14 protein-coding genes and 1 riboswitch are annotated in these 17262 nt (G+C 50.5%); of the genes, 2 read left to right on the forward strand and 12 right to left on the reverse strand.

Features of this window, described 5'->3' with window-relative positions; all coding sequences use genetic code 11:
- Window positions 1-17: 17 nt before the first annotated feature.
- The 10 genes from NST37_RS22795 to NST37_RS22840 all read right to left on the reverse strand — a co-directional run bounded on the left by NST37_RS22795 (window position 18) and on the right by NST37_RS22840 (window position 12505).
- Complete coding sequence (locus NST37_RS22795; RefSeq protein ID WP_003388338.1) at window positions 18-1160, reverse strand: sensor histidine kinase; 1143 nt, start codon at window positions 1158-1160, stop codon at window positions 18-20.
- Window positions 1160-2173: a polysaccharide deacetylase family protein gene (locus NST37_RS22800; protein ID WP_003388339.1), complete on the reverse strand. Its 1014-nt coding sequence runs from the start codon at window positions 2171-2173 to the stop codon at window positions 1160-1162. Before NST37_RS22800 ends, NST37_RS22795 begins: the two co-directional genes overlap by 1 nt.
- Window positions 2174-2358: 185 nt before the next feature.
- Complete coding sequence (metK, locus tag NST37_RS22805; protein WP_003388340.1) at window positions 2359-3564, reverse strand: methionine adenosyltransferase; 1206 nt, start codon at window positions 3562-3564, stop codon at window positions 2359-2361.
- 138 nt (window positions 3565-3702) lie between these two features.
- Window positions 3703-3803: riboswitch (SAM riboswitch) on the reverse strand.
- A gap of 53 nt (window positions 3804-3856) precedes the next feature.
- Window positions 3857-4330, reverse strand: coding sequence for a hypothetical protein (locus NST37_RS22810; RefSeq protein ID WP_003388342.1), 474 nt, complete (start codon window positions 4328-4330; stop codon window positions 3857-3859).
- 25 nt (window positions 4331-4355) lie between these two features.
- The gene (locus NST37_RS22815; RefSeq protein ID WP_031932650.1) at window positions 4356-6905 is read right to left on the reverse strand and encodes a S8 family serine peptidase; all 2550 of its coding nucleotides are present in this window, start codon (window positions 6903-6905) and stop codon (window positions 4356-4358) included.
- A gap of 221 nt (window positions 6906-7126) precedes the next feature.
- On the reverse strand, window positions 7127-8107 hold the full coding sequence (locus NST37_RS22820) for an SLAP domain-containing protein (RefSeq protein ID WP_031932651.1): 981 nt from the start codon (window positions 8105-8107) through the stop codon (window positions 7127-7129).
- A gap of 47 nt (window positions 8108-8154) precedes the next feature.
- On the reverse strand, window positions 8155-9126 hold the full coding sequence (locus NST37_RS22825) for an SLAP domain-containing protein (protein WP_227278441.1): 972 nt from the start codon (window positions 9124-9126) through the stop codon (window positions 8155-8157).
- An 84-nt stretch (window positions 9127-9210) separates the two neighbouring features.
- Entirely contained in the window at window positions 9211-10173 is a 963-nt protein-coding gene (locus tag NST37_RS22830) for an accessory Sec system S-layer assembly protein (RefSeq protein ID WP_339185885.1), read from the reverse strand.
- 333 nt (window positions 10174-10506) lie between these two features.
- Entirely contained in the window at window positions 10507-11814 is a 1308-nt protein-coding gene (locus tag NST37_RS22835) for a copper amine oxidase N-terminal domain-containing protein (protein WP_339185887.1), read from the reverse strand.
- Between the two features lie 124 nt (window positions 11815-11938).
- Window positions 11939-12505 (reverse strand): XRE family transcriptional regulator, encoded by a 567-nt coding sequence (locus NST37_RS22840; RefSeq protein WP_003388354.1) that lies wholly within the window; start codon window positions 12503-12505, stop codon window positions 11939-11941.
- Window positions 12506-12803: 298 nt separating this feature from the next.
- Here NST37_RS22840 and NST37_RS22845 point away from each other — a divergent pair, with 298 nt between their 5' ends.
- Together NST37_RS22845 and NST37_RS22850 are read left to right on the forward strand one after the other, a co-directional pair.
- Window positions 12804-14105 carry an MFS transporter gene (locus tag NST37_RS22845; RefSeq protein WP_031932655.1) on the forward strand — a complete coding sequence of 434 codons (1302 nt, stop codon included), beginning with the start codon at window positions 12804-12806 and terminating at the stop codon, window positions 14103-14105.
- A 112-nt stretch (window positions 14106-14217) separates the two neighbouring features.
- Window positions 14218-15207, forward strand: coding sequence for an ornithine cyclodeaminase (locus NST37_RS22850; protein WP_031932656.1), 990 nt, complete (start codon window positions 14218-14220; stop codon window positions 15205-15207).
- A gap of 100 nt (window positions 15208-15307) precedes the next feature.
- On the opposite strand, the gene NST37_RS22855 is transcribed toward NST37_RS22850, so the two are convergent.
- Together NST37_RS22855 and NST37_RS22860 are read right to left on the reverse strand one after the other, a co-directional pair.
- On the reverse strand, window positions 15308-15748 hold the full coding sequence (locus NST37_RS22855; protein WP_003388360.1) for a hypothetical protein: 441 nt from the start codon (window positions 15746-15748) through the stop codon (window positions 15308-15310).
- A 381-nt stretch (window positions 15749-16129) separates the two neighbouring features.
- Window positions 16130-16693 carry an AbrB/MazE/SpoVT family DNA-binding domain-containing protein gene (locus tag NST37_RS22860; protein WP_003388361.1) on the reverse strand — a complete coding sequence of 188 codons (564 nt, stop codon included), beginning with the start codon at window positions 16691-16693 and terminating at the stop codon, window positions 16130-16132.
- Between the last annotated feature and the right edge of the window lie 569 nt (window positions 16694-17262).

Raw genomic sequence — 17262 nt, forward strand, 5'->3', positions numbered from 1 at the left:
CCCTGTACACTCTTGCTTCAGAATTTGACTGGTATTTGAAACATGACCTTTGTTCCCTCTCCAGGGGAAGACTGCAATTCCATCGTTCCCTCAAGCAGCTGGGCACGTTCTCTCATGCCGAGCAGCCCGTAGGAGCCTCCCTTGGCCTTTTGTGCTGCCTGATCAAAGCCGATTCCGTCATCCTTGACCACTAGGCGCAACGTATTTTCCTGAAATTCAATTTTTACCTGAACCATACTGGCCCCGGAATGCTTTTCAACATTGTTCAAGCACTCCTGCACCAGTCGAAACATCGCAGCCTTTACAGAGCTTTTCAGCGGCTGCTCTACGCCAAAGACAACCAGATCCACGGAGATTTTCGTGCGGTCCTCATACGTCTGAATGTACTTCTGCAGCGTCGGGACCAGCCCCAGATCATCCAATGCCATGGGCCGAAGGTCAAAGATAATCCGTCTGACGTCAGCCAGACTGAGGCGGACCATTTCCTTCAATTCGTGCAGCTCCATCTGCGCTTCCAGAATGCGTTCATTTTTCAGCATCTTTTCGACAATTTCAGACCGCAGCACGACGTTTGCCATGGATTGAGCGGGCCCGTCATGGATTTCACGCGCTACCCGCTTCCGCTCTTCTTCCTGCGCTTGGATTACTTTCAGACCCATCAGCTGATGCTGTTTGGCCTCCTCCAGAGCTTCCCCTACCTTGCTCAGGTCGCCGGTCAAGTACCCTAGCACAACCCCCATCTGCGTAACCAGCTTTTCTGCTCGCTCGATTGTTTCCTCCAGCGTGCGAAGCTGCCTCTCCAGATCGTTTCTCCGCTTTTTCAAATTGTCTTCCCGTTCCCGGTAAATGGACAATTCTACCTGAATACGGTTGGCTTCTTCATAAGCGATGCGGATGTCTTCCTCTGTGTATGTCTGAAAATTACGGCTAACCAACACCAGGCGCGCTCGCGCCCTTCGGTAGGAGAGCTCCAGTTCATCTACCTTGCTTATCACTTTCGCTATTTCCTGCCGCAATTCATGCAAATCATGTTTTAAGGAATTTCCTTCTTGCCTGGCATTTTCGGCGATCTCGAATATTTGCGATTTGCTCGTCTCTACCGTCTCGATCGTGCGATTGATCACACCATCCAACATGGTAATACTGATCGCCTGATTCATTATTGATCTCCTTCTACCTCGTTTTTGACCGTCTGGAACAGCGCCTGCAGCTTGGGCACATCCATTTCCCTGATCCCGACATCGTATCTGGGGATGGAAAGCGGATTCACCTGGGCCGTTACCACACCTCGATTTGAATTGAAGACAAATCGGTAGCCCGCTTGCTTGGCTATGTCCAGTACGATGTCATTGCTGTATCCAAACGGCAAAGAAATAGCTTGCACCTGCTTGCCCACCAGATCGCTCAAGCCGACCCGCGACATCGTAAAATCTACGTAAAGGCGATTGCGGTATTCTTGTTCGTCTTCGAGCCGTTTGAGCTCCTCCATGTACACAGGTGCTGTCTCCGGTCCCAGATCTCCCCATTCGTTGCGGGCCCTCTCGTCGTGAAGACTGTATGTATGAGAAGCGATCTCCACCAACCCGGTCTGCAGCATTTCCTTCACTTGCGGACGGGATAGCGGCGTGGTCATTTTTTCTCTCTTTCGCTCCTCGGTATCCCGCAATCGTCCAAGTATGGCAAAGTTGACCGATGGGAACCGATACTGCTGCATTACGGGAAAAGCATGTGTGTAATAACTTTCATACCCATCATCAAATGTAAGCAAGACTGCATTCTCAGTGGGCAAAACTCCTGTCTCGACAAAACGCACAAATTCCGCCAGTGATATCGGATGAAAATTGTTCTCGAATAAAAACGTCATATGCTCTCTAAACTGCTCCGCCCCAATAACATAGCGCTGGTCAGAATCGTCGGTCACATGATGGTACGTCAATACGACTACCCGATCTCTATACCAGAGCTTGGAGGACGCTGCTTCTTCCCGGTTTTTTTCTGTCTGTGGTGCAGCCGATTGCTCCTCGCTTGTGCTTATAGACGTAGTGACATGGGGGAAAGGTTGCACTTTTGGAGCCTCCTCTTTAAAAAAAGAGGCAGTATCGGGCAGTCCGGCAGTCACAACGAGCCCTAGCGCAATGAAAAATACGAGAAAGAAGGGCCACCTCTTCGGCACAAAAAACTCCCTCCTTTATGCCTATATAGGAATTTCGACATATACGAACGGATTCCTTTATGAACTGAATTCCAGCAGTTTGCCGCAAGTCTTAAGGCCTAGTCTTCTTAAAAATATAGAGGAAATCCGTTTTCAATGACAGAAAAAGAGCCTAGTGTGTATCACTAGGCTCTCGCGCTTGGTCTTTACTTGGACAGCCCTGCTGCATCTTGCTTGAGCGCTTCTGCCTTATCTGTACGCTCCCACGGCACATTCAGATCGTTGCGGCCAAAATGGCCGTATGCCGCTGTCTGCTTGTAGATAGGACGACGCAGGTCAAGCTGCTTGATGATACCTGCAGGACGAAGATCAAAATGCTTGCGGATTAGTGTTACCAATTGGTCCTCGGCAATCTTGCCGGTCCCAAATGTATCTACGCTGATGGACACTGGCTGTGCGACACCAATTGCATAGGCCACTTGTACTTCGCATTTTTCAGCCAAGCCGGCAGCGACGATGTTCTTCGCTACATAGCGGGCTGCATATGCGCCGGAGCGGTCCACTTTTGTCGGGTCTTTTCCGGAGAAAGCACCACCGCCGTGACGAGCGTATCCGCCATAGGTGTCGACGATAATTTTGCGGCCTGTCAAACCGGCATCCCCTTGTGGTCCGCCAATAACAAAACGGCCAGTCGGGTTGATGAAGTATTTGGTCTCGGCATCCAGAAGCTCTGTTGGCACGACAGGCTTGATCACGTGCTCCATCAGGTCGTTCTTGATTTGTTCCAGAGTGGTTTCCGGAGCGTGCTGGGTAGAAATAACAATCGTATCAATACGAACCGGCTTATCGCCGTCGTATTCTACAGTCACCTGTGTTTTACCGTCTGGGCGCAGGTAGCTCAAAGTGCCGTTTTTACGCACTTCGGTCAGACGGCGAGCCAGCTGGTGAGCCATGCTGATCGGCAAAGGCATCAGTTCAGGAGTCTCGTTGCAGGCGAAACCAAACATCAGACCTTGGTCGCCGGCACCAATCGCTTCAATCTCAGCATCAGTCATTTTCCCTTCGCGGGCTTCCAGCGCCTGGTCTACACCGAGGGCGATATCGGCAGACTGCTCGCCGATAGCGGTCAGAACGCCGCAAGTGTCGGCATCGAAACCAAACTTAGCGCGATCGTATCCGATTTCACGGATGGTGTCACGGACGAGCTTTTGAATATCCACGTACGTGTTCGTGGTGATTTCCCCTGCCACGAGTACCAGACCAGTGGTAACGGAAGTTTCGCATGCTACGCGAGCATTTGGATCCTTGGACAAAATGGCGTCCAGGATAGAGTCGGAAATTTGGTCACAAATCTTATCCGGATGACCTTCGGTGACGGATTCAGAAGTAAACAGACGACGACCTTTTTGCAAAGACATGTGTACTACCTCCTTTGACCTCATACAAATAGTGTGGTAGCCGAAACAGGTTCTTATTAGACGAAGGCACAAGCAAAAAAAAACCTTTTCCTGTTTTAGAGGAAAAGGTGCTTGGTGTTTGCGTTCCCTACCCTCTTATCGGCCAGAACAGGTATCCGTTCTGCTGGTTAGCACCGCTCGAGTCGGTTGCCGGGCTTCATGGGGCCAGTCCCTCCGCCTGCTCTGGATAAGAGTATCCATTACGGATAATAGAATAATCGTTTTTATAGCCGGTGTCAATAAGCGCTTAGCGCAATTCGTATTTGCCGCGAACCATAATGTGCGCGACACCATTGTAGTTTGCATTCAAGCGCAATCCGCGATTGTCCGAACGGGCGATCAAGAGCAGATGATTGGCAGCCACCTGGGCTCCCGCTCGCAGGTCCTTGCCCTCGGTAATATCTGTCAAGCCATCGCCTTTATCGCCGGCTACTGCTTGTACTTTTCCCGTACGGACGATAAATTCCGTACCCTCAAAACCGTACAGCGTCTGCCCCGGGTGCAGCTCAACCACTGTCAACCCCGTCGAGACGGATGCACCGCCTGTGCCTGCCCCTCCGCCAAGAGCTTTTTGAATTTGCTGATCCACATAGCTTTTGGTGACGACCGGATCATCCGCTGAGCCCGGGACACCGGAAACACCGTCTGCCATCGCCTGCGAAGCAAAGACCCCCATCCCGACAATTGCTATGGCGAGGATTCCCTTGGTTGCTTTTTTCATTTATGTTCTCTCCTTTTCCATAGAGTTACAAACTGTAAGCCTTCGCCAGCAGGACGACCACCTCTGCACGTGTAGCTCTTCCCTGCGGCTTGAACGTCCGTCCGTAACCGCTTATCCACTTTTTCGCCGTCAGCGCCTCAATGGCGGGAGACGCCCAGTGACTTGTCGGCACGTCGGTAAACGATGACCTGCTGCGATTATAGAGCACGAGATTATTTGCTCTGGCTACCATCAGTGCCATTTCTGCCCGTGTGATCGATTGATCCGGCAGCATGGTGCTGTTTGGATAGCCGCTGATGATGCCGAGCTGGTGGGCAGTCAGCAGATTGCCATAGGCCCAGTGATTTTTAGAAAGATCCTTGAACGGATTTCTGCCTGTATACGTAACGATATTCATCCCTTTGGCCCGCATGGACTGGATCAGCATCGTCGCAAACTGGCCTCGAGTCACCGACTGGTCAGGCTTGAAGGTCGAATCATCAAAGCCTTTGACGACTCCCTTCGTGCTGAGTCTGGCGATCTCGTTGCGGGCCCAGTGCGTGGAAATATCACGATAACCCGCGATCAAAGGCTGCTTGGTCAAAGTCAACCGGTACGAATCGTATTTAAACGGCAATGTGGTTGTCAGACGGATATAATACTTGCCCGGCTTCAGCTTCATGCCAAGCACCTCTTTGCCCAGATCGGACAGCTGCGCTACGTCGTTTGTGGCAAAGAGCGAGTAGTTCAATGTATCCGAACCGTACAGCTCCAGCCGCATCCCTGTCGATACGGGAACGAACGGAGCGCGTATGCTGACGTAGGATTCGGAATCGACCGTAAATTGGAACCAGTCCTGATCGGTATGAGTAGGCAAGGTTCCTGTCATCAGCGTTCCGTTGGCCAAAGGTGACGCCTGGCGATATGTATCGTTGGGCTCATTGGTATCCTTCCGAATCGGCGTATAGGACACGTCCAGCTTGTACTCGCCGTTCACCTGATTTCGCCAGTACTCGGTCAGCCTGATGTAGTATTTGCCCGGTGATACTTCCTTTTGGGCGCGCTCGGTCGGGTCATTCCGGTCGCCTTTGTCAAATTCTTCAAAGGCTTGTCCCTCTTTGCCGATCTTCATGTTCAGGTCGATCCGCTTGGTATCGGCAGTGACTGTTACGTTTAACCGGCCGTATTCGCGGACATAGTAAGAAAACCAGTCCTCGTCGCCCTCTTCATGGAAGTTCCCGATTACGGAAATTTGGTTGCCTACCAGCGGGCGGGCCGTATCCATTGTATTGTTGCGCTCATACTTGTCCGGATTGATCGTAAACCGGCTGGTCAACAGATAGGTAAAGCCCTTCACACCGAAGCTTCGCTCCATCCTGATGTACATTCTACCAGCTTTCACCGGTACAGTCAGCGTGTCTCCGTTCCCTATGTAATAGGTAGAAGCTTCGCGATTTTCAGGGAAGAAAGTAGCAGCCAGCGCAGTTGTATTCGTTGAAGTGACGGTTGAGACCAGTGTGACTTTTCCGTCGTAAGGGATATCCATATAATACCAGTCGGTTTTGTCTGACTCTGATAATTTCGCTCTCAGCTGTGATTCAATCGGAAATGCCTTTGCCTGATTTCGCGTATTGTTTGGTTCATGAAAATCCATCGACAGCTTTTCACTGACGGCTCGATTGACATCGAGCAGCCCGTATCCCGTTTGCCTGTCCCAGCCGCGCTCTCCAAGGTCTGCAGCCGTCTGGTACAACAATTGGCGCACATCCAGGGGCGTCATATTCGGATTGCGCGCAAGCACCAATGCCGCAGCACCCGCTACCTGGGGCGCAGCTGCTGAGGTGCCGCTAAACATTCCGTATTTCCCCTTTGGCTTGGTTGTGTAGATATTGAACCCTGGGGCGACGAGATTCAATTCCGGTCCCGAGTTCGAATCGTAGAGCGGCTTTAAGTTTTCTTTGACGGCTCCAACAGCGATCACCGTCGGATACGCTGCCGGATAGGCGACGCGGTTCGCTTCGTTCCCGCTGGCGGCGACGACGACTACCCCGCTCGCTTCCGCCCGCTGGATGGCCGCTGTCAACGTTTTCGAATAGGACAGACTGCTGACTGACATCAGGATGATTTTAGCTCCTCGGTCAATCGCTGCATTGATCCCTTTTGCGAGCAGCTCCACATCTGTCTCCCCGTACTTGTCCAACACTTTTATCGGCATAATCCGCGCATTCCACAACACGCCGGAGACTCCGATCCCATTGTTTCCCCTGGCGGCCAAAACCCCCGCAACAGCTGTGCCATGTCCGTTCGCGCTGTCGTCCTGGGCAGGCTTTCCGGGCTGCACCAGATTGACTCCTGGAAGGACGTTTCCTTTCAAATCGGGATGGCTATAATCCACTCCGGTATCGAGAACGGCGATGGTAATATTGTCGTTTCCGGTGACTTTTGTCCAGGCCAAATCAGCCTTGATCTTCTTCAGGTGGCTTTGGTTATTGATATATCTGTCAGAGGGAAGCGCCGCCTTTGCTGTCTGACCCCCTGCAAACGCAGCCGATATTCCCACTGTGACGGCGAGAGCCGCCATAATTAATCTCTTCATGAACTACAGTCCTTCCTCCCTTTTTCCGACCGAAAAAAGGAATGCAGGTTGTTCAACGCTTGTCCTTGTAAAAAAGAAAAAGCCCCGCTCCCTTACACTCTTATTCTATTCATTTAGCATAGCGGAACGAAAGTGAGAAACGCAACCCTATTCAGGAAATTGCTGGGATTGAAAAAAACGATAGAAAACCCCCTTTTCGCGGCACGAAAAGGGGGAGCTTCCTACTGCAGGAATCCTTTCGACTTGGTTGCGTCGAATACCTTAGATTCCTTCTGTTGTTGATGCGCCTTCGGAATAAAGACGGTACATTCGTCCAAAGTGTATCCTTGTTTCTTGATCGAAGAAGCAGGGATCTCAAACGCGATAACGCGGTAATCCTTTGGTTCTACTTTCATGTTTTCCAATGTGTAGCTGACACGGGCGATATCATCGCCGTTTGCATCAAGGACAATGATCGGAACTTCGGTAAATTCCAGACGTTTATCCAAGCCGTTGCGGAACAGCACAACCACTTTCAAACCGCCTTTTTCCCCTTCCTTCAGGCCCAATGCCTTCAGGTCTACCTTGCCTTCTTCTACTGGATTGTCCGCGACTTGCTGGCGGTAGTATTCGATTTCATCCATTTCCAATTCTCCTCCTGCCAATACAGATTCACCCGATTGTTTACTCGGTCTTTGATAACCGAGAGTAAGCGGAACTTCCTTCTCCGGAAGATCGTCAAATTCATCCCAACGGAACAAAAACTCGCAAGGACGGCTGGACTCATCGCCAATCGGTCCAAAGGTCATCATTTCAAAGCTCTTGGTGGCTACAACCTTCCCCTCGGGTGTCACCAGGTTCAGGCGCAGACGATCCAACAAAATGCTTTGCTGCGTCGAATTGCGAATATAAGTGAGCACGAGGTAGCCTTCCTGTGTCACCTGGGTGTAGAACGGGAAAATCCCGACTTCATCCCGAACGACTGCTGGAAGCTCATCGTGAACAAAACGAAGCAGCTCCGCTTCTTGCTCATCGAGAGTGTCCCACGGGCCGTGGAGGCTGAGAAACAGCTCCTTCGATGGCACACGGTTGGAGGATTGCTCAGGATTCTCAATACCGGACACTCCGAGATAAATCTCCTTGTGCAGGTTCTCCTGAATTTCCTCACGCACCGCTTCCAAGCTTTCCTTGGAGCCAAACCAGTTTTCCAATAACCAACTCATGCAGTATCCTCCTCATACCACAGCAATCTGCTTGCCATCTGTTCGCTTTACGTGGTAGTAACTTCCAAAGCCCATCTGCGGATGTCGGCATCCGGCTTTTTCACCATTTCCGCCGGGAACACGACCAGCCATGGACGGCTCGTTTTGGGGCGAACCTTAACCGTGCTGGCATCGACCAAGCCGGTAGCTACCACATCGCCTTCCATATCGGATATGGTAATCCTCAAGGCCTTCGGAGTGAAGTCAAACGGGATTCCGTTGCGGAACAACAGACCGGCCACCAGACGCCCATCCTTTGTCTTTCCGATATCAAAACCGGTAATCTCTACCGTATCAGCCTTGATTGGCGGCAAGACTTTCGTGAAATACTCCAAACGGTCTTTTTGCCGCTCTGTCATGCGCGCTTCCATCTGCGGGTCGAGCTCAAGCTCATTGGGCCATACGTACGGGCTCTTGTTCGCCCGCATCAAAACCTTCCAGTTCTTGAAATCGAAGTTGTCATGCAGGAAGCTTCCAGGCGGGAAGTGCACTTCCCACGGACGGCTTGAGAACGGAGGAATTGTGCCCATGTCAGACAAATTGATCCGCTGACGCGCAAACGGAGTGTCATCGAAGTAGATAGCCAGCCGAATGTTCTTAAATTTGACCGGAGCCGGAGTCCCGTTGCGGAAAAACAATGCCACGTTGACGCCGCCAGTCGGCTGTGGAATCATGCTAAATCCGATAACACTGACAGACCCGTACTTTATCTTTGGCAGCTCAGCCTGCAGAAAACGGAGCGTATACTTTTTCTCGTTATCAAGCTGCTCTTCCCATAATGGATGCAGAGAGAGCTCTGTGCTGACTTCTCCCGAAACCCCTGCAGCTTCTGGCTGTACTGGAGTTTCTTTCTCGATCTCCTGTTCATCCAGCTCATCGAGATGAATAGGTGCCTCTTCCCGAAGCTCTTTCTTCAATTCTTCCTCGGAAAGGTTTTGGCCCTGTTCTTTGTTCACCAAGTTTTTAAAAAAAGAAAACATGTACATCCTCCTCACCTGTCCGAAGCACGAACGATGACTTTTTTCTATGATAAAGGTTTTGCCCAAACGGGGTCAAATCCAGTTTTACTCTATTTGTGCTTCTTGGGGAATACTCACCTTCCAGCGGGATAGATCCGGCTCTTCTATCAGTATGCTCTCTTTTGGGAAGATGAACATCCACGGTTTGCTCGTATTTGCGTTGACGGTAAGACCGCCGAGCTCAAACAAGCCGACAGCGACCTTTTGTCCGCTGGCATCATAGAGCGCGAGCGGAAGCTTTTCGAAAGAGAGCGACTGCACGGAACCATTGCGGATCAACAGAATCACATGCAGGGAGCCTTCTTTGGAACGTTGGACCTGCACACTTTGAATGTTGACCTCTCCTTCTTTCAGCGCCGGCAGACGTTTCGCCAGCTCGATCAGGCCTTCCTTCTGCTCGTCGGAAAGCGTCCGAATCCAGGACTCCTCCAATTCAAGCTGCTGCGGAAGCACCATCTTTTTCTGGGCCAGTTCAAACGCAATTTTCCAGTTTTGCAGCAGGACATCCACTTTCAGGAAATATTCACTGCGGAATACAAACGACCACGGACGTGCCGAATGAGCCGGTATTTCTCCTGCTTCGGACAAATCAAATGTCTGGCGGGTAAACAGCTCTTCTTCGCCAATCAGGATCACGAGCGTCATATTCTGCAATCGCACAGGACGATCCGTACCGTTGCGCAGAAAGGCCGTTACCTCAACCCCCTGTTCATGGGGCACGAGAGAAATGCCTGCCAGCGATATATTGCCGGGCTCCAACGGCGGCAGTTCCTGTGCCGTAAAGGACAATGCGTACTTTTCCGATGCATTCAGGCGCTGCTCCCAAGATTCATGCAAGGACAGCTTTGTTATTCCGACAGCCACTGCCGGTTTCTTGGCGGCGCTTGCCGGTTTGTCAGCAGGCAGGCCTGTATCCTGAGCGGAGAGGATCGACTCCTCTCGCAGCTGTTCCTTTATTTCTTCCGGTGTCGGTGTTTTCCCCATCAGATTTTTCAAAAAGGATAGCATATCTTCGCTCCCAACTTTTCTCTACATCTATATAGAGATTCTACTCGTTCTCCACTATAGCACAGTGAAACCCCAATGCAACATCGAAAACTTGGTATCCAGCTGCATAGTAGATAATTCTTCCAATATACTATTTGACGCATCAAAGCCAAAAGAGTCGCGGAAAACCGGACAGAAAATGACAGCAGCTCGCCGCACGATATCCGCAGCTTGGTTCAGCACGGCTTTTGACAATGCCCGATGGACTTTTGACTGGTATGAAGAAGAGGGCTGTCTCAAAACAAGACATGCCCTCTTTTCAAAAGGTGATCAGCGAAAGAGCAGTTTTACCAGTTACTGCTGCACAGCTTCCGCATTCACGGTCGTTGTACTGCTTCCAGAGATTGTCGCTGCCGCATCGCCTGCCGGCTTCTCGATATCGACCGTTCCAGTGCTTGCAGCCGTTCCTGTCGCAGCGGCAGAACCATCGGCAGTTTGTCCAGCGGAAGACTCTGTAGTTGATGGGGCTTTGGTTCCTTCTGCAGCCGGCGCTTCTGTACCCGTTGCCGTTTCAGTCGATTGCTGATCTTCGATGATGATGATGTCGCCTGTCTCTTGATAGTCGACTTTCGCGTTCAGCTTTTCACCGATGAACCGCAGCGGCAGGAAGACGCGGCCGTTTTTCACGATTGGCTTGGTGTCCAGCTTGATCTTCTCACCGTTTACGACTGCTTCTCCCGAGTCGAGATGAAGAACGATCTTGTTTTCGCCGCGCACTACTTCGACTGTGCGGGTTTCCGGGCTCCAGTTCACTTCTGCCTTCAGAGAAGCGCTAATCGCGCGTACCGGCACCAGTGCACGTCCTTTTTCAAGGAAAGGAGCTGTATCCATTACGACCTCTTTGCCGTTGATGAACGTCTTCAGTCCCGCTTCACCTGATTTTTGGTACAGCTCGCCCAATTTTTGATAGACTTCCTTGTCACCGGGCTTGTAGAAACGGTCGAGCAGCTCCTTCTGGACCTCAAGCGCCTGCTTCAGCTCAGACTGTGCTTCCAGCTGCTTGGTCAGCTCCTCGTATTTCGCTCGCAGCTCTTCGGTCACTTCCTGGCTTTTTTTCAGTTGAACCCGCAGCTCGATCAGCTCTTTTTTTGTTTTTACCGCTTGCTGGATCGCTTCTTTTTTGCCAGCTTGGCTGCTCGGAAGCCCTGTGGCCGGATCGATCGCACCGGCTGCCTTTTCCGCTGCTTTCTTGGCAGCTTCTACCGCCTTTTCTTCGGCTTTTTTTGCTGCTTCTGCGGCCTTTTCCTCAGCCTTTTTCACAGCCTCTGCTGCTTTTTCCTGTGCTTTTTTTGCATCCTCAGCAGCTTTTTCCTGTGCCTTCTTGGCATCTTCAGCAGCCTTTTCGGCAGCTTTTTCAAGCTCCTTCTTGGCTTTCTCCAGTTCCTTATTCGCTTTTTCTTCTGCCTTTTGTTTATCTTCTTCGGCCTTCTGTTTTTCCTTCTCGGCCTTTTCCTGTGCTTTTTCCTTTTCCTTCTCTGCTTTTTCTTTCTCTTTTTCAGCTTTCTCTTTTTCCTCTTTTACCGGCTTATCAGCGTGAACCGCGCCGATAGGAGCTGCAACGAGCAGAGCCAGGATCAAACTTGCGGAAACCAGTTTTTTCATTGGATGTCCCCTCCGTGAAGTAATGAAAAATTGTATTATCTTTTTATATCGGCGAGAGCCGCGACAATTATTACAGATGGCGAAATATTTTGAACCGGAGATATCTATTTATGACTGCAAGCTATCATTTCCCGCTATTTTTCAGAAACCTGGCAGGCGAGCTGACCATCAGAAATCTGACCGGTTTGTCCGTTCGATTGTACCAATTGTGCGGCGTGGATGATTCCATATGGACGCTGTCGCCCGGATACAAGTCGTGTTCTTCGCTTCCCATCAGGAGCGTAAGTATGCCCTCCAACACATAAAGAAATTCTTGCCCTTTGTGTGCAAAAGGGGCCCCTTTTTCGTCATCCGGAAGCAGCGTGACCAAGATCGGCTCAAACAAAGGTGCGGGAAGATCGGCTGACAAGTCTTTGTACATAAAACGCGATTGCTCTGAGTGAAGCTCGTCCCCGCTTCCCTTGCGCAAAATGTATGATTTCGGACTCTTTTCCTGCGGGAAAAAATAGCTGGGGCTCACATCCAACGCTTCCGAGATTTTCGTGAGAGACTCCAAAGTGACTGATGACTTGGATCGCTCCACCTGGGACAGAAAGCTGATGGACAATTCTGTCTTCTCCGCCACCTGCTTGAGCGTCAGCTTTCGTTCCAGACGACGCGCTTTCATTCGTTTTCCGATGTTTTGTTCCATAGACTTCCCTCGCAAGGTTACTGAGTTATCCCTATCCTATCACACCTGACTCTTGAAAACAGTGCAAGAAAACGGGTGCCCGACAGAACGTTTTCCTTTTTCACAACTCAGAAACAAAAGTTTCTCTCGATAAAATATTTTGATTATTGAAACATATATCAACAAGTCTTATAATTCTTTTAACGCCGAATTGAAGTGACACTTCAATTTATTGCTTCTCAGTCTGTACAGCAAGAGATGGCCGCTCATTCTGACCTCATTCAGTAGTGATTACAGTACAAAGGAGGTAGCTGTCAAGATGGCACACGTTCAAACGGAGGTTTCCAAACGGTTGCAAAACAAAGCGTTAGTCGCAAGCCTGGTCGGAAGCTCCATCGAATGGTTCGATTTCTTTCTTTACGGTACGATGGCCTCGCTCGTATTCAACAAGCTGTTCTTTCCATCCACAGATCCAACCGTAGGGCTTCTGCTTTCTTACCTGTCATTCGGTCTTCCTTTCTTTATTCGTCCGCTGGGCGGAATCATCTTTAGTCATATCGGCGACAAAATCGGACGGAAGAAAACATTGGTTCTCACCTTGTCCCTAATGGGCGGAGCCACTGTCCTGATCGGCCTTCTCCCCGATTACAACGCGATCGGCGTGTGGGCTCCCATTCTGCTGGTCACGATGCGCCTGATCCAGGGCCTCGGCATCGGCGGAGAGTGGGGCGGCGCACTATTGCTCGCCGTGGAATATTCGGGAAAAGGGAGACGCGGTTTCTTTGGCAGCATCCCGCAAATGGGCGTACCGATCGGAATGCTGCTCGGAACACTGGCCGTCACGGTCATGAGCTCGCTGCCAGATGAACAATTCATGTCGTGGGGATGGCGCGTACCGTTTATCCTGAGCGCCGGACTGGTATTTCTCGGCTTGTGGATTCGCAACGGGCTGGATGAGACACCCGCTTTCCAGGCGGCGAGAGAAAGCGGCAATATCGCCAAGGTCCCGATCATCGACACATTCCGCTATCACTGGAAGTCCGTCTTGATCGCTGTCGGCGCCAAAGTCGTGGAAACAGGGCCGTTCTACATCTTCTCCACCTTTGTCATCGCCTATGCGACAGGGTATTTGGGGTATGACCGCGTGACTGCGCTAAATGCCGTGACCATTGCCACTCTGGTGACGACGATCATGATCCCCTATATGGGCAAGCTGTCCGACAAACTCGGCCGGAAGCCGTTGTACATCGGAGGAACCATTCTGATCATCCTCTACGCCTTCCCTTATTTTTACCTGCTGTCGCTAAAGTCCGGCGTAATACTGACGATTGCGACCATTATCGGACTGGGCATTCTCTGGGCGCCGGTCACGGCCGTTCTGGGGACGATGTTCTCGGAAATCTTCAGCACCAATGTTCGCTACACCGGTGTGACTGTCGGCTATCAGCTGGGAGCCGCGTTGGCCGGAGGGACGGCTCCGCTGATCGCTACCGCCTTGCTGGCCGCTTTCGATAACTCATGGGTACCGGTGGCCCTCTACATTGTATTGACAGGTGTCATCTCCCTGATCGCCATCGGAGCGACCAAGGAGACAAAGGACTTGGACCTGGATAATCCGTAGAAAAATATAGCTGAAAAGCCACTGATTCGTGAGGACCGCACCGACACTTCTGAGCCCCGCTCTGCAGCCTCCCGGAGGTCCTCCCCTATTTCGCCAGGAAAGGATGATCCACATGCTCGTTTTGACCCAGAAGGATATTCGCCAGCTCTACACGATGCAGGATTGCTTGCGGGATGTCGAACAAGTATTCCGGGACAATGCCGCCGGCCTCGTCCACACCCCGGTGCGTACTGCCATTGACCATCCAAAGTACGGGGCGACCAGCCTGTACATGCCCTCCTACCTGGAAGCGTCTGATTACGTTGCGGTAAAGGTGATCAGTATTTTTCCGGAAAACCATGCGGCCGGGATCAAGGCGCTGCAGAGCGTCATCCTGTTGACCGAAGCCAAGACCGGCCAGCATGTCGCGATGATGGATGCCAGCTATTTGACCGTTCTGCGGACAGGCGCGAGCAGCGGCGTGGCAACCAAGTATCTGGCACGCGAGCAGGCAAAAAGCTGTGCTGTTCTCGGATGTGGTGCACAAGCTGTGGGGCAGATTCAGGCGGTCATGGAGGTGCGAGCTTTGGAGGAGGTCGTGCTGTACAACCGCACGATAGCACGAGCAGAAGAAATGGAAAAAATACTCCGGACCATGTATCCGGACTGGACCGGGGAGATCCGCATCGTCGAAAATGCCGATCAAGCAGTGAAGAACGCGGACATCGTCATCTGCAGCACCAAGTCGGAGTCGCCCCTGTTCGACGGGGCCAGCCTGAAGCCAGGCGCCCACATCAATGCCATCGGCGCTTTTTTGCCGCATATGCGGGAAGTAGACCTCACCACCTTGCAAAGATGCAGCAAGATCGTCGTCGATACAATAGAAGGATCACATCATGAAGCAGGCGATTTGCTCATCCCCGTCAGCCGAGGCGAATGGAGCTTTGACCAGCTTCACGCCGAGCTGGGGGAAATCCTTTTGGGTCATAAGAAGGGGCGCGAGAATGAGGAAGAGATCACGTTGTACAAGTCGGTCGGCATCGCCTATCTGGATACGGCTGTGGCCAAGTCTGTGTACGAGCTGGCGAAGGATAAGGGAATGGGGACAGAGATTGTGTTGTAATTTTATTTTTGCTTGCAAAAAGGAAAGCGGAGTGAGCTGCTGCGTGCTCAACTCCGCTTTTACTTGTTGATTGGTAAATTTGCACTTAAAAAAACCTGTGCTATGGAGTGTTTACCGTTATAGTGCCTGAAACCTTTCCTTGTCTACCATCTATTGTAATCAGGTAGGTCCCTACCGGGCATACATTCTCACTTGAAAAACTAAATGTTCCGTTACCTGTGAAAGTTCCGCTTCCCATTCTCGTTTGATAACCGTCTGGTTCCAGCTTTGCCAAACGGTAGTATACTTTGGCTTCTCTCGCCGAAGACGACTGCTGATTTACTGTAACATTGACGTAGCCTGGAGTGTTGACATATATGTAACCAGTCTCATCATATTCACCCGCTGCTACAGCAAATCGAAAGGTTTGTGTTGCCATTGCCTGCTGTTCTGTTTCAGTACTTGAAACCCCGGAAGTCTTTGTTGGTTCATTGTTGGCTAACGCATTTGAAGGCAAAAGCAAGGCAGCGGACAAAAGAGTAAACAAAGCCCATTTTTTCATAGTCACCAACTCCCAAATTTTGTATTTTTTCATTATATTATCATTACCTTATCTTTATGTAAATATTTGTATTTTTTACATTTTGAGACTACTATTCGCTTATATTCTTGAAAGCGAATCAAGCCTTACTTACCCAGACCGGCTTTTATATCTTAGTACAGTGTATAAATACCTTACGAGTCAGGTGAGCTGCTGTTTTTTACCCAACGATTCATAATTACGATGAGAGAGCCTTGAACAGCTTCGCTCCGAGCCTGGAAGACATTCTCTCCGGCCAGAAAGGAAAACACCTCGCCGGTCCCCTAAAAGTAAGTAAAAAATTGAAAGGCCCTTCTCTTCTCCACAGCGATGCGAAGAAAAGAAGGGCCTTGCTTACATTTATCAATAATCAAAGTCTACCGGAGAACTCTCTGTGGCACTCTCCCCGACGCAAGTCTTGCAAACGAGTTTGCCTTTGAAATAGAAGGTATCATTCATCAAGGTTCCGCAGAATACACAGCCCGGAGCATATTTCCGGAGAATGATCGTGTCGTTGTCCACAAAAATTTCCAAAGAGTCCATTACTTCGATATTCAGCACCCTCCTGAGTTCAATCGGCAAAACAATTCTCCCCAGGGAATCCAGCTCACGAACCACACCTGAGACCTTCCCAACCAATGGCTTTCCGCTTTCCTGCGTGACGCTTATCTCATGTCTTGCCGCCGTTTTCACCGACTGCAGCCTGTTTCTTTGGTAGTGTGTAGCGCACAACCCTTTGGCCACCTGCTTTTTGTCACAACCAGGCTCCTGGCAAATCCGTTCTTTTACAGTCTGTCTCTCCATACCCGGCTGTGCACTCATCACTGTTTTTTGCAGCAGCCTGTTTTTTTGGTAGTGCTTCATGCAAAAGCCTTTTGCGTAATAGTTATTGGTGCAGCCCTCGATCTGGCAGCGTCGATTGTTCATGATTTCGCCCCTCGCTTATACGTAATCGCATATTGTACAAAACCTGCTATTTATAATGGAACGGTTGAGTAGAAACCTGCGTGGCGTACAGTTTTTGAATGGAACCCATCACTTTTCCCTGATGACAACGGCTCTGCAAGAAACCTTTTCTCCGAACCATTCATCGGCAATCCCTCTCAAGATATGGTAACAGTTTCAGTTTATCACAGACAGGAAAGGATACAATCTGAATTTTGTAGAGAAAGGCAATGATTTATTGTTTGGCGCTGCGGTAAAAAAGTTCAACAATAAAAGCCTCCGCGATAGCAGCGGACTTAGAGCGTTCATGACTCCGCAAATGTATAGGGAATGAAGTTCTTACTTAGCAATCCAATACTTCCATATTGTGGGGATTTCCATTGCTTAGGTAAAAGATACAGCCATATTCCTTTTTTCTACAAATGGAAAGTCAGCGGATAGCTGGAAACCACCTGGAAAATAAAGGGTGGACCTAATTTCCAGACGATTCCAAATACTAGTAAAGGTTTGTGCTATTACCAGTACAGTAGCAGCTGGAACCCTTGAAGCTC

Origin of the sequence: Brevibacillus sp. FSL K6-6036, assembly GCF_037964015.1 — a bacterium.
Classification (GTDB): domain Bacteria; phylum Bacillota; class Bacilli; order Brevibacillales; family Brevibacillaceae; genus Brevibacillus; species Brevibacillus borstelensis.

Excerpts from the sequence above, each read along its gene's own strand:
- NST37_RS22795 (WP_003388338.1), bottom strand. The coding sequence starts at position 1,160 with ATGAATCAGGCGATCAGTATTACCATGTTGGATGGTGTGATCAATCGC.
- NST37_RS22810 (WP_003388342.1), bottom strand. The coding sequence starts at position 4,330 with ATGAAAAAAGCAACCAAGGGAATCCTCGCCATAGCAATTGTCGGGATG.
- NST37_RS22815 (WP_031932650.1), bottom strand. The coding sequence starts at position 6,905 with ATGAAGAGATTAATTATGGCGGCTCTCGCCGTCACAGTGGGAATATCG.
- NST37_RS22820 (WP_031932651.1), bottom strand. The coding sequence starts at position 8,107 with ATGAGTTGGTTATTGGAAAACTGGTTTGGCTCCAAGGAAAGCTTGGAA.
- NST37_RS22825 (WP_227278441.1), bottom strand. The coding sequence starts at position 9,126 with ATGTTTTCTTTTTTTAAAAACTTGGTGAACAAAGAACAGGGCCAAAAC.
- NST37_RS22830 (WP_339185885.1), bottom strand. The coding sequence starts at position 10,173 with ATGCTATCCTTTTTGAAAAATCTGATGGGGAAAACACCGACACCGGAA.
- NST37_RS22835 (WP_339185887.1), bottom strand. The coding sequence starts at position 11,814 with ATGAAAAAACTGGTTTCCGCAAGTTTGATCCTGGCTCTGCTCGTTGCA.
- NST37_RS22840 (WP_003388354.1), bottom strand. The coding sequence starts at position 12,505 with ATGGAACAAAACATCGGAAAACGAATGAAAGCGCGTCGTCTGGAACGA.
- NST37_RS22845 (WP_031932655.1), top strand. The coding sequence starts at position 12,804 with ATGGCACACGTTCAAACGGAGGTTTCCAAACGGTTGCAAAACAAAGCG.
- NST37_RS22850 (WP_031932656.1), top strand. The coding sequence starts at position 14,218 with ATGCTCGTTTTGACCCAGAAGGATATTCGCCAGCTCTACACGATGCAG.
- NST37_RS22855 (WP_003388360.1), bottom strand. The coding sequence starts at position 15,748 with ATGAAAAAATGGGCTTTGTTTACTCTTTTGTCCGCTGCCTTGCTTTTG.
- NST37_RS22860 (WP_003388361.1), bottom strand. The coding sequence starts at position 16,693 with ATGAACAATCGACGCTGCCAGATCGAGGGCTGCACCAATAACTATTAC.